Below are 13,149 nucleotides of genomic sequence, written 5' to 3' on the forward strand. Positions count from 1 at the left end.
GCACAATATTGTGTTATATTACGCCATTTTGTAGAGACGCAATATATTGCGTCTCTACAGGATACCTATTGATGAACCATGAAAAAATTAATTACGTCTCTGTTACTGGTCATGGCCCTGTCAGTGGCCCATGCCCAACAGTCGCCGGTTAAACGGATGAACCCGACCAACTGGTGGGTCGGCATGAAATCACCGGAATTGCAGGTGCTGTTTTACGGCGATAAACTCGCCACCCACACCCTGACGCTAAAGCCCTACAAAGGGGTGGTACTGAAGAAGGTACACAAGGTCGAAAACCCGAATTACCTTTTCGCTGATCTGGAGATCAGGCCGGATGCCAGAGCCGGAAAGCTGGAATTTGTGTTTACCAGCGGCAAATCGACCGTTACCCAGACCTATGAGCTGCGACCCAAAAATCCGTACCAGCCCAAAGGCGTATCGCCGGCCGATTTTGTTTACCTGCTGATGCCTGACCGCTTTGCCAACGGCGATCCGTCGAACGACAAATTTGCCGACATGGCCGATCCGCTTATGGACCGGACCAGCCCCTGGTTGCGGCATGGCGGTGATTTGCAGGGTATTACGAATCACCTCGACTACTTTACCGATCTGGGGGTGACGGCGTTATGGCTTAATCCCGTCATTGAAAACGACCAGCCGACCACCGATGAAGGCGGTACGAAGCGTAGTGCCTACCACGGGTACGGCTTCACCGATCATTACAGCGTTGACCGGCGGTTTGGCGGCAATGATGCCTACAAAACCATGATTGATGAAGCCCACAAACGGGGCCTGAAAGTGATTCAGGATGCGGTGTATAACCACGTTGGCATCAACCACTGGATTCTGAAAGACCTGCCGTTTAAAGCTTGGCTGAATCAGTGGGATACCTTTACCCAGACGTCGTTCAAGGAACCCGCCGTGCTGGATCCGCACGCCTCAGCCTATGACCGCCGGATTATGTCGGATGGCTGGTTTATGCCGTTTCTGCCGGATTTAAACCAGAAAAACGAATTCGTCGCGAAGTTTCTGATCCAGCACGCGATCTGGACCGTCGCGTACTTTAATATCGATGCCTGGCGGATTGATACGTACATGTACAACGACATGGCGTTTATGAACCGCTGCAACGCCGCCTTGCTTACCGAGTACCCGAACATGCTACTCTTCGGCGAGTCACTGGCGACGACAGTCGCCAATCAGGCCGCGTTTGTACGCAACAACATCAATGGCCTGCCGTTTGCCTGCAACCTGCCGTCGACGCTGGACAATCAGTTTTTTGTGGCGGTGAAAGATGCCCTGAACCAGAAATACGGCTGGAGCGACGGCGTGAACCGGTTGTATAACCTGCTGGTACAGGATTACCTCTACAAGCGTCCGGACTTACTGGTTACGTACCTCGATAACCACGACGAACACCGCTTTCTGTCGGTCATCGGCGAAGACATTGATAAGTATAAAATGGGCCTGGCCTGGCTGATGACTATCCGCGGTATTCCGCAGATTTATTATGGTACCGAGCTGGGCGTGAAGAACTTTAAAGACCCGACCGACGCCGAAGTGCGCAAGGATTTTGTGGGTGGCTGGAAAGAAGATAAGGAAAACAAATTCCTGAAAAGTGGCCGGAACCAGCGCGAAAACGAGCTGTATGACTTCATGAAAACCCTGGCGCAGTACCGGAAAACATCGCCGGCCCTGACGCAGGGTAAGTTCATGCAGTTTATGCCGTACGACGATGGTATGTACGTGTATTTCCGGTACACCGATACCAGCAAGGTCATGGTTGTTTCAAATACCGGCGAGAAGGAAAAAGGGCTTGACCTGAAACGTTTTGCCGAGCAGCTGAAAGGCGCAACAACTGCCCTGGATGTAATGACTGGTCAGCGGGTATCGCTGGATAAACTGATGATCGGGCCGAAGAAGTTTTTCGTGCTGGAAATTACCCCGTAGAGACGCAATATTTTGCGTCTCCTTTGCACAGTAAAAAAAGAGCTGCAGTAGGTTGTGCTGCAGCTCTTTTGCGTAGAAAAAAACGCAGGGATAAAATCCGGTAGAGACGCAAATGTTGCGTCTTCTTTGTACAAAAAAAACAAGAGCTGCAGTACGTTGTGCTGCAGCTCTTTTGCGTAGGAAAAAACGCAGGGATGTAAAAAAAGAGACGCAAAATGTTGCGTCTCTACGTGTTTTATCTGGAAACATACAGATACGCAAATCGTCGCGGTTGACGGAGCGAGATGCGGATCGTTAACGTTTTCCGGCACCAGATGACCAGCTGCGAGCGCTCACTTGGTGACAGATAGGCTATTAGTTTACGTAGTTCTTTAAGAACCAGCCGTTTGTCGAAACGGACTTTGTCAAGAATCATTTTTGTATAATCTAACCAGGTCATAAGGGTACATAACATGAGTGTTATATGAATAACGACTATATGCAGCAAAGTTGCATACGGATCAGATTATAAAATGATTAGAATTACATGACCGGCTCTTTCGCAGCCTGAACGGTATGCGTGTGCCGGTAGAAAATCCGGTAAATAATCGGGAACACCAGCAGCGTCAGGATCGTAGCCGTGATCAGCCCGCCGATGACAACGATGGCCAGCGGCTTCTGCGTTTCGGAGCCGATGCCCGTTGAAATAGCCGCCGGCAGCAGCCCGATGGCCGCCATCAGGGCCGTCATCACTACCGGCCGGATGCGGCTCTGCACCCCCCGCCGGATGGCTTCATCGAGCGGCATACGCTCTTTCCGGTTCTGATTGAAGACCGATACCAGAATCACCCCGTTCTGCACACAAATCCCGAAGAGGGCAATAAAGCCGACTCCCGCCGAAATCCCGAAGTTCATGCCGGTGGTATGCAGCGCCAGAATGCCGCCCATGAGCGCAAACGGTACGTTCAGCAGCACAAGGCCCGCATCTTTGGCATTGCCGAACATGATGAACAGCAGCACAAAAATCCCCGCCAGACTGATTGGTACGACCTGACCCAGCCGCTTCGTGGCGCGTACCTGGTTTTCAAATTCGCCGACCCACTCAATGGTGTATTCTTTCGGCAGCTGAATTTTCTCGCGTACCCGTTGCTGGGCTTCGGCAATGGTGCTGCCCAGGTCACGACCGCGCACCGAGAATTTAACCCCGATAAACCGTTTGTTGAGGTCGCGGTAAATAAAGGCCGGTCCGGTAATCTTGCGGATAGTAGCAATTTCGCTCAGCGGAATCTTGTTGCCGTGCAGCGTCGGCACCATCAGCCGCATGATATCATCCTCGGTTTTGCGGTACTCTTCGGCATAGCGCAGCCGGATGTCGAACCGCCGTTCGCCTTCGTACAGAATCGAGGCTGTTTTTCCACCGATCGCCATTTCGATCACGGCCTGGGCATCGGCGGTCGTAACGCCGTAGAGCGCCATTTTGTGATCATGAAACAGCACACTCATTTCGGGTTGCCCCACATTCCGGATGATCCCCAGATCGCGGATACCATTGACCGACTGAACGGCTTCCATTACCTGCTTTGAGTATTTCTCCAGCTGATAGATGTCGGGCCCGAAGATTTTAATCCCGTTGTTGGCCTTATAACCCGCCACTGCTTCGGCCACGTTGTCGATAATCGGCTGGGAGTAGTTGTACAGAATGCCCGAATAGTTTTTCAGCTTCCGGTCCATTTCATCGGTCAGCTGATCGACGGTAATTTTACGCTTCCACTCTGATTTAGGCAGCAGATCCACCTGAAACTGGCAGAAGTAAAAACCGTTGGGGTCGGTACCGTCGTTGGAGCGGCCCACCTGTGACAGTACCTGTTTAACTTCCGGAAACGTCTGCAGATCCTCGCGGATGGTGCGGGCCATATCCACGCTTTTCGGCAGCGACATGCTCATCGGTAGCTCGGCTGTTACCCACAGTGCGCCCTCATTGAGCTGCGGCAGAAACTCCGTACCCAGAAATGTAGACGACATAAAGGTGATGCCCAGTGCAATCGTGGCTGCAAAGAGGCTGATTTTCCGGTTTTTAAACGTCCAGTTGAATCCGCCCGACACCGATTTCTGGAAGAAATTGACGACCGGGTTGTTGCGTTCACGGACGTTCTTCTTCAACAGAATTGAGCAAAGGACCGGAACCAGCGTCAGCGTAAAGAGCAAAGCACCCATCAGGGCAAAACCCAGTGTCCAGGCCAGCGGACTAAACATTTTACCCTCCACCTTCTGGAACGAGAAAATCGGCAGCAGGGCGGTGATAATGATCAGTTTGGAGAAGAAAACGGCCTTGCCCAGCTCCCCGCCGGTTTTGCGGATCAGCCCCAGCTTTGCCATGTTGTTGAATTTCTTCATGCCGACGCGGTGAGCCAGATGATCGAGTGAGACAAAAATGCCCTCGACCATCACAACGGCCCCGTCGATGATGATCCCGAAATCAATGGCTCCCATCGACAGGAGGTTGGCCGACATACCCCGCAGCCGTAAACACATGAACGCAAACAGGAGCGCCAGCGGAATAATAATCGACACAATGAGTGTAGTCCGCCAGTCGGCCATGAACAGGAATACGATGACCGTTACCAGAATGATGCCTTCCGTCAGGTTGTGCAGCACGGTTTGCGTACAGAACTGAATCAGGTTATCGCGGTCATAAAACGTTTCCATTTTAACATCCGACGGCAGCACCTTCTCGTTCAGTTCGGTAATTTTTTCCTTTACCCGTGTCAGTACCTCGCTCGGGTTTTCGCCTTTGCGCATCACAATGATCCCTTCGACCATATCATCCTGTTTGCCGAGGCCGACCTGTCCGACGCGGGGCAGGCTTGATTCGGCCACGTCGGCCACGTTGCGGACCAGTACGGGGTTGCCGTTCAGCTCTTCGATGATGATGTTGCCGATGTCTTCGGTGGAGGTCAGCAGCCCGACCCCGCGCACGACGTACGCCTGTCCGTTGCGCTCAATGACATCGCCGCCGACGTTGATGTTGCTGCGGGTAACGGCCTGATAGACTTCCAGCGGGGTCAGGTCGTATTTTGCCAGCTGTGTCGGATTGACCCGCACCTCGTAAATCTTATCCTGCCCGCCGAAGGCCACAATATCAGCTACGCCTGGAACCGCCCGCAGCTGCCGGTCGATGACCCAGTTCTGGAGCGTCAGCAGGTCACGGCTGTTCAGGTGGCTGCTTTTGAGGGTATAGCGGTAGATTTCGCCGGTTGGCCCGTAGGGAGGCTGCACATCGGGGTCGGCCCCTTCGGGCAGCGACACCGTCCGGAGCTGGTTATTTACCTGCTGCCGGGCAAAGAAATCTTCAACATCATCCTCAAAAATAATTTTGATCACCGACAAACCGAACATGGTTGTTGACCGGACGTTGGTTTTCCGCTGCACCGAGTTCATGGCTACCTCAATCGGGACCGTCACAAACCGTTCGACCTCCTCGGCACTCCGGCCGTTCCATTTCGTAACGATGATAATCTGGGTGTTTGTCACGTCCGGGAAGGCTTCCAGCGGCGTATTCAGGTAGCTGAACACCCCGGCAATGATAAGCCCCGCCGTGACAAAAAAGACAAAGAACCGGTTCTTCAACGAAAAACCGACGATGGATTTTATGAGTTTATTCATAAAAAATGAGTGGGTGAGCGAATGAGTGATTGAGTGTCGGGAGGGAATGACCAGCTGCGAACGTACTCACTACAGCTTGTCCGCTCAATCACTCAATCACCCAATCGCTGATTAATTGCCAAGTGCGTTATACACCAGAAGCTGGTTGCGGGAGATGACGCGGTCGCCGGGTTCGATGCCGGAGCGTATATACGTAATGTCGCCCAGCGCCTTATGGATCGTCACTTCGCGGGGTTGGATGTTGGCGCGGTCCTTAAACACCAGTACGTAATGTTTCGACTGATCGAAGATGACCGCTTCCGACGGGACGGTCGCCATTTTCTGACCTTCGTCAAAGTATAGTTTGACCGTGGCGTGCATTTCCGGCTTCAGCTTCATAGCCTGATTCTGCAACCGGATCCTGACCGTCATGGCTTTGGTATTCGGGTCGAGGACGCTGAAAATCTTGTCGACATGGCCATGAAAAAGCTGGTCGGGGTAGCTGAGCGTCTGAATTGCGGCCGACATACCCAGCTTAACCCGACCAATATCGCTTTCGTTTACATTGGCCTGCACCCACACGTCGCTGATCTGCCCGATGGTGAACAGGTTATCCGCGTTGTCGGAACGCAGCTGCATGTTCCGGTTCACGTTTTTTTCAATCACGAAGCCGTCGATCGGCGCCTTAACGGTGTAGGTCGATGACTGGCCGAGGCCATAAATCCGGAAAACTTCTTTCACGCGGTTGAGTTCGGCCTGTGCCTTTTCCACTTCCTTCTGGGCGGCCACCACTTCGCGCTGAGCTGTCAGTTTGCTTTCAAACAGATCTTCGGCCACCCGCTGGTTTTTCTGGGCCAGCAGCAGGTCCGATTGGGCCTGTATCATCTGGCGTTCAAAATCAGCCACCTCGCCCGACCGGATCAGGGCCAGTTTCTGCCCTTTGCGGACATAGTCGCCTAGTTCAACACCCACTTCTTCCACAACCCCGCCCACCAGCGGGAATACCTTGATAACCTTGTTTTCGTCGGCCGCGACCTTGCCCACCAGCGTGAGTTCAGAGCGCACCGGTTCCAGTACCACACTGTCGACTTTAATCCGGTGCATCATGGTGTCGGAGAGCATAAATGCCTTTGCCTCTTCCGTTTCATTCGGTGTATGGCAGGAGGCGGCCAGTACCGCCAGGGCGGAGAGCAGGCTATACATCAGTGTGTTTTTCATAGTGTTTTTGTCTGTAATGTGTTTACTCCACCCCGACCCCTCCCCTCAATTGAGGGGAGGGGCTTATGCCTGGTGGCTTTTAGTGCTCCCCTTCCCTGATTTCAGGCCGGGCCGACGATTCGGGAGGGGCAGGGGTGGTTTACCGGCTGAATAAATCCTGCCCGACGGCGTAGGTTAATGCTTCATACGCCCCGATCCGGTCGGCCTTCAGGCGGTTGAGTTCACGAATACTTTCGTTATAGGTTTCGATGAGGTCGACAAACTCCAGCAGCGAAATATTGCCTTTGCCGAAATTGGTCATAATGCCTTGATTCAGTTGTTCAAACTGATCCGTAAAACGTCCTTCCACCGACTGTACCATGCGTTCTACCGTTACGACTTTGTCGTAGGCCGTGCTGACTTCATTCGCGATCTGGAGCTGCTTCTGCTTTTCGTACTGCTGCTGGTAGCTGATCTGGCTGCGTGCCGATTTGATGGCTCCCTGATTCTTGTTAAACACCGGCAGATCAATGGCTAACCCGACACCGACATAGTGCGGAATGTAGCTGCCCGCCTGATCATAGGTGCCCGCCAGTTTCACATCGGGTCTGGCCAGGGCTTTCTGCAGGTTGTAATTGAGTTCCGCCTGTTTTGTCAGCGACTGCATGGCTTTCAGGTCAGAACGCTGCCGCAGAGCGGTATCCCGCAGGCTGTCGGCCGACAGACCGTTGATGCTGTAGCCGAGCAAACCCGCTTCATTCACAATCGGTACTACCGGAAATTCGGTGCCCAGTAAGGTTCGCAGCGATTTCTGGTTTTCGGCGAGCTGGAACAGAATATCGGTCCGGTCGTTGCGCAGCTGAAACAGGAGCGCCTTCAGCCGGAGCAGCTCACGCAGCGACACGTTGTTACGTTCATACTGTTTTTCAAACGCATCCACGGTCTGCTGAATGGTCTGAATCTGTTGGTTGTACCGGTTAATGGTCTGCCGCTGAAAGTACGTGTCGTAGAACTGACTCCGGAGCTCGAAACGCAGGCCGCGCAGCAGGTCGGTAAATTCAAATTCGGTAAGCCGGGCGGCTTCCTGCGCCAGCGCAATGCGTTTATTGCGTTTGCCGGCGGTAAACAACAGTTGCTCGGCACTGACAATTTTCTGCCCTTGCCGGCCAACGTCAAGGACTTTGGTCCGGGATGCGCTGTTGAACGCACTCAGCTCAAACGAAATCGTAGGATTTGCCAGCAGGCTGGCCTGAATAACCTCTGCCTGAGCCGCTTCGATCCGGAAACGCTCGGCGAGTAATAAGACATTGGTTCGCAGGAAAAGACTGTCCGCCTGCCGCATGGATAGCCGCAGCGTATCCTGTGCCGAACCGGTCAGTGTAATGAAGAAGCCAATAAGAACAAGAATAAAGCGCATGTTCAGTGAGTAAATACACCACAAAACTGCCTCTTGCACCTTAGATGCCCCTTAAAAGCACTTTAGAAAAAAATTAAATACGTGTTTTACGGACAGTATTACAGGATAAATATGGCTTTTGGACTCTGTTCTCTCAGCCTGCTTACCGCAAAATACTGTCATCAGAATTTCCGGCTCCATGAAAAAGGTCTATTATTGGGTTTTATTAATCAGTTATATGTTGATGTCAACTAACGGAGAAGCGGAATCGGCACCAAAACCCGGCGTGCAGAAAACCGTTTTCGGAACAATGCCTGATGGCCGGGAAGCGTATCTGTTTACACTACGGAATGCCGCCGGCATGGAAGTGCAAGTGACGAACTACGGCGCTTACATTGTCTCATGCACTGCCCCCGATAAGCAGGGCAAGTTTGAAAACGTTACCCTCGGTGTACCGACGTTCGCCGATTACCTGAAGGGCACACCGAATCTGGGACCGGTTGTCGGCCGGTTCGGTAACCGGATTGCCAAAGGGCGCTTCACGCTCGATGGGCAGGAATACAAACTGGCGGTCAACAACGGGGCGAATCACCTGCACGGCGGCATGGTTGGTTTTGATAAAAAACTGTGGTCAGCTACCGAAACAAACGGCGCCGAACCGGCGGTGACCCTGCACTACACGTCGCCGGACGGGGAGGAGGGCTATCCCGGTAACCTGTCGGTCGATGTGACCTATACCTTACAGAAAGACAACGGTTTACGGATTGATTATAAGGCAACAACGGATAAGCCGACGGTACTGAACCTGACCAACCACGCGTATTTCAACCTGTCGGGTATGAAACACGATGCGATGAGTCACGTACTGACTATCAACGCCGATCATTTCCTGCCAACGGACAATACGCAGATCCCGACGGGGGAGCGGCGGCCGGTAGCCGGTACGGTGTTCGATTTCCGGAAACCAACCGTAGTCGGCGAGCGGGTCAACGATACGGCAGAAGAGCAGATCCGGTTTGGTAACGGGTATGATCATTGCTGGGTATTTGCCGAAAAGCCAACGTCCCTGCGACTCGGTGCAACGCTGTATGAACCCGAAAGCGGCCGGTACATGGAGATGTTTACGACCGAACCGGCCGTGCAGCTGTATACCGGTAACCACCTGAACGGCAAATTCCAGGGCCGCGAAGGTGTGCCGTTTACGCGCCGGTACGGCCTGTGTCTCGAAACCCAGCACTTCCCGGATTCGCCGAATAAGCCGGATTTTCCGGCAACAACGCTGCGGCCGGGTGAAACCTATAAAACAACGACAGTATACCGTTTCTCGGCTAAGTAGCTGATTGCAGGTGCGGAATACTCATGAAAAAAGTACTGCCGTGATTAAGCCGGCTGCTAACGGTCAGTTTGCCGTGATGCAGTTCAACGATGCGGCGGCAGATCGACAACCCCATGCCGAACCCGTCATAACCCAGCGAGTTTGACGCCCGGGTAAACGGACTGAAAATCGTCCCCAGCTCTTCGGGCGGAATGCCGATGCCCTTATCCTGAATGGCTACCTGGCAGTTGGTGGCATTGGTCGAAATACTGACGCGGGTTGTGTGGTCAGCACTGTATTTACACGCATTATCCATCAGATTCAGCAAAACCCGGCGTAACAGGTCGGGTTTTCCTTTTACACTGGTTTCGTCTTCAGAATCGGGCATGTTCTGGAAATCGATATGAATCTGGTAGTCGGGATGAATGTTCAGGAGCTCGTCGCGGGCGTCGAAAATCAGTTCCTCGAGGCGGACGGTAGTGAGGGCGGACGGCTCAAGGTTGTTCTGAATCCGGGCCAGAAACAGCAGGCTGTTGGTGATGTTGATAAGCCGCTCGGTATCTTCCATCAGGTTGTGCATCATCAGTTCATGCTCATCCGGATTGAGTGGTTTCCGCAACCCCAGCTGAATCTCCGATTTAAGGGCGGCCAACGGTGTGCGCAGCTCGTGGGAGGCGTGGGAAACAAAACTCCGCTGCTGTTCAAAAGCCTGTTCGAGGCGGTCGAGGACAACGTTGAAGTTCATGGCCAGCTGGTCAATTTCGTCGCGCTGATTGCCCTCCGGTAGCCGTTGCCGCAAATTATTGGCCGTAATCGTCTGAACCTGCTGGTTAATCACACTGATGGGGTGCAGCGACTGACCGGCGAAGAAGATGCCTAGTCCGACGGTAAGCCCGATGCCGATGACCAGTCCCCAGGCCAGTGTCTTCCGCAGGTTCCGTAGTTTGCTCCGGCCAAACTGGTCAACCGCCGATGCCAGCACGACCAGTTTCTGCCCGTTATCGGTGTAGAGAATGCCGACCAGCTCGTTTTCATCGGAAAAGGTCTCAATTTCGCCTTCCTGTCGTACCTGTTCGAGCAATGAGGGCTTAAACCGGATCACCTGATCATCGACACTGCTGTAAATCAGCTGATTCCGCTCGTTAAAGATCAGCACCTTTTCGGCAATCAGGGCCGTCATGGTGTTGCGGTCAATGATTTTCAGCAGCTTCGTATCGACTTCCTGTACTTCAACCAGAAACCGGACGGTTGTCCGTGCCTTTTTTTTCAGCCGTTCATAGAATTCTTCCCGCCGGTAGGTCGATGAGGTCAGGTAGACAATGAGGGAGAAAAAGAAAAGGATCGACGCTACGATAATCGAAAATTGCAGGGCAATCCGGTTTTTGATCTTCATGGTTTACTCATCCTTTATCATATAGCCCAGCCCCGGACGGGTATGAATCAGTTTTTGGTCAAAGTCCTTGTCTACCTTTTTACGCAGGTAATTGATGTACACCTCAACCACATTGGTGCCCGGATCGAAGTTGAGATTCCAGACCTGCTCGGCAAGGTCCATTTTTGAAATCACGCGGCCACGGTTCCGGAGGAGGCATTCGAGCAGGGAAAATTCCTTGGCTGTCAGGTCAATATAACGGTTCTGGCGTTTTACCACCTTCGTCGATACGTTAACGGTCAGGTCAGCAATCCGCAGAACATCATCGCTGTCGGTTTTCCGGAGCAGATCGGCGCGCCGGAGACAAGTGGCTACGCGGGCACTCAATTCCCTGAAATCGAATGGCTTAACAATGTAGTCATCGGCCCCGAGCTGTAAACCCTCGATTTTGTCTTCAACCTCACCCATCGCCGTCAGCATGATGATGGGCATTGCCGGTTTTTCCTGACGCAGGCTGCGGCAGATTTCGAAGCCGTTCAGGCCCGGCAGGTTTATATCGAGCAGTACCAGATCAAAATCCTGCTGGAGGGCTATCTGGCGGCCGTTGGTCCCTTCATAAACAATTTCGGTCTCGTAACCCTCATCCAGAAGGCCCCGGCTGATGTTCTGGGCAATGCGCCGGTCGTCTTCGATGATCAGTATTTTCTTCATATTGGCAGCAAGTTGACAATAGATTAACTCTGAACCATGCGTTTTCGTCTCCGGCTGCCGATTAGAAAAAGCTTAGATTACCCCGTAGTGCGTACCGAAGATTCCCGGACAACCAGTTCGAAATGCAGGACAATGGTATTGGTTGTCTGGATATTAACCAAGCCGTTCAGATGATTTATCAGGCTTTGCGCGGCAATTTCACCCATTTCTTCCCCGGGATAATGGATGGTCGTAAGATTGGGTTCGATGACCTGCGCCACCGGATCGTCATTAAAGCCCACAACGGCAATGTCCTGCGGGATCCGGAATCCTTCCTTTTTGAGGGCTGCCATGCAGCTAACCGCACATAAGTCATTGGTAATGAACAGCCCGTCAGGCTTATTATACATGCTGCTGATTTGCTTTGCCACATCGATACCGGCTTCGCGGCTCATGTCGTTAACAACCAGCAGCGATTCATCATAAGGAAGATTATGGTCAATGAGGGCGAGTTTATAGCCTTTCAGACGGTCGGTATACACATTCCGTTTAAGGTTGCCCGTTACATGCATGATCCGTTGGCAGCCCTGCTCAATCAGGTGCGTCGTTGCAGCATAACCGGCCTTTACGTTATCAATCACCACACTTGTGGCTTTGGTATGCGTACTGACGCGGTCGAAAAACAAGAGCGGAATGCCTTTTTTGATGAATACATCCAGGTGGTCAATCTCTTCGGTATCGTAAGCAAGCGAAACCAATAATCCGTCAACCCGTCCGTTGAACATGGTTTTCGCACTGGCCTTCTCTTTTTTTACCGACTCCTGCGATTGGCTGATAATCAGGTTATAACCTCGTTCATTGGCTACTTTTTCCATGCCCGACAGTACACTGGAAACAAAATGACTGTTCAGCCGCGGCACAATAACCCCGATGGTGTTGGTACGCTGCCGCCGCAGGTTGCTGGCAAACGCATTGGAGCGGTAACCAAGCTCAGCTGCTTTGGCCGTGATCAGTTCCCTGGTATTGGCGTTGATGGAAGGGTGGTCATTGAGAGCCCTGCTTACGGTTGCCGGTGACAGGTTAAGCAGTTTGGCTATATCGTAAATAGTAACGTCTTTATCCATGAAAATAATCGTCAAAAAGGCCGGGACTGGCTGTATCGTCAAAGCGTTGAATAGTACAGACCGTAAAATCCACATTCGCCTGCCCGAATAACGCCGGTCGGGGTGTATCTATGTAGTCTGCAATCGATTGCAATTTGTACATTACTTTTCAGATTTTCCCAACATAAATGATAAAATTTCTCCTCGAACGCCTGCAAGCCATGGCTAGCGGGCCTTTTTGTTTATCTGCGTGTATATATGGTTTATAAAATTGCGACTCTCTGCTTAATAAGTTCGGATAATTTACCCCGGGGTAAACCATAGTTTTATATTTTATCAGCAAAAAATGGCATAAATTTTTGTGCAATCGGTTGCAAGAATAAATATAATCCCTGAAATTTAGCACCGGAATCAGAGCACACACGCACTGCGCCCGGAATCTGGCCCGAAAACAGGTGATCGGTACGTGTGAGGAACTGGTCTTGAAAAACAAGGTTGAGTGACG

At 52.2% G+C, this 13,149-nt stretch carries 10 protein-coding genes; 2 read left to right on the forward strand and 8 right to left on the reverse strand.

Features of this window, described 5'->3' with window-relative positions; translation table 11 throughout:
* The first annotated feature begins 78 nt into the window (after positions 1-78).
* A complete protein-coding gene (locus AC23NW_RS28650) occupies positions 79-1,950 on the forward strand; it encodes an alpha-amylase family glycosyl hydrolase (protein ID WP_487453893.1) in 1,872 nt (623 codons plus the stop codon).
* 235 nt (positions 1,951-2,185) lie between these two features.
* On the opposite strand, the gene AC23NW_RS28655 is transcribed toward AC23NW_RS28650, so the two are convergent.
* The 4 genes from AC23NW_RS28655 to AC23NW_RS28670 all read right to left on the reverse strand — a co-directional run bounded on the left by AC23NW_RS28655 (position 2,186) and on the right by AC23NW_RS28670 (position 8,185).
* A complete protein-coding gene (locus AC23NW_RS28655; RefSeq protein WP_293841522.1) occupies positions 2,186-2,389 on the reverse strand; it encodes a hypothetical protein in 204 nt (67 codons plus the stop codon).
* Between the two features lie 83 nt (positions 2,390-2,472).
* Entirely contained in the window at positions 2,473-5,592 is a 3,120-nt protein-coding gene (locus tag AC23NW_RS28660; RefSeq protein WP_487453895.1) for an efflux RND transporter permease subunit, read from the reverse strand.
* Positions 5,593-5,703: 111 nt separating this feature from the next.
* On the reverse strand, positions 5,704-6,789 hold the full coding sequence (locus AC23NW_RS28665; RefSeq protein WP_487453897.1) for an efflux RND transporter periplasmic adaptor subunit: 1,086 nt from the start codon (positions 6,787-6,789) through the stop codon (positions 5,704-5,706).
* A 139-nt stretch (positions 6,790-6,928) separates the two neighbouring features.
* Complete coding sequence (locus AC23NW_RS28670) at positions 6,929-8,185, reverse strand: TolC family protein (protein WP_293841530.1); 1,257 nt, start codon at positions 8,183-8,185, stop codon at positions 6,929-6,931.
* Between the two features lie 223 nt (positions 8,186-8,408).
* On the opposite strand from AC23NW_RS28670, the gene AC23NW_RS28675 reads away from it, so the two are divergent.
* Complete coding sequence (locus tag AC23NW_RS28675; RefSeq protein WP_487453899.1) at positions 8,409-9,500, forward strand: aldose epimerase family protein; 1,092 nt, start codon at positions 8,409-8,411, stop codon at positions 9,498-9,500.
* Here AC23NW_RS28675 and AC23NW_RS28680 read toward each other — a convergent pair.
* The 4 genes from AC23NW_RS28680 to AC23NW_RS28695 form a co-directional block, all read right to left on the reverse strand.
* On the reverse strand, positions 9,493-10,872 hold the full coding sequence (locus AC23NW_RS28680) for an ATP-binding protein (protein ID WP_487453900.1): 1,380 nt from the start codon (positions 10,870-10,872) through the stop codon (positions 9,493-9,495). The genes AC23NW_RS28675 and AC23NW_RS28680 overlap by 8 nt on opposite strands.
* A gap of 3 nt (positions 10,873-10,875) precedes the next feature.
* Positions 10,876-11,562: a response regulator transcription factor gene (locus AC23NW_RS28685; protein WP_487453902.1), complete on the reverse strand. Its 687-nt coding sequence runs from the start codon at positions 11,560-11,562 to the stop codon at positions 10,876-10,878.
* A 77-nt stretch (positions 11,563-11,639) separates the two neighbouring features.
* Positions 11,640-12,665: a LacI family DNA-binding transcriptional regulator gene (locus AC23NW_RS28690; RefSeq protein ID WP_293841541.1), complete on the reverse strand. Its 1,026-nt coding sequence runs from the start codon at positions 12,663-12,665 to the stop codon at positions 11,640-11,642.
* A complete protein-coding gene (locus tag AC23NW_RS28695; RefSeq protein WP_487453903.1) occupies positions 12,658-12,807 on the reverse strand; it encodes a hypothetical protein in 150 nt (49 codons plus the stop codon). The genes AC23NW_RS28690 and AC23NW_RS28695 overlap by 8 nt, the downstream gene beginning before the upstream one ends.
* Positions 12,808-13,149: the final 342 nt, after the last annotated feature.

This window comes from Arsenicibacter sp. R0_47 (assembly GCF_057652235.1).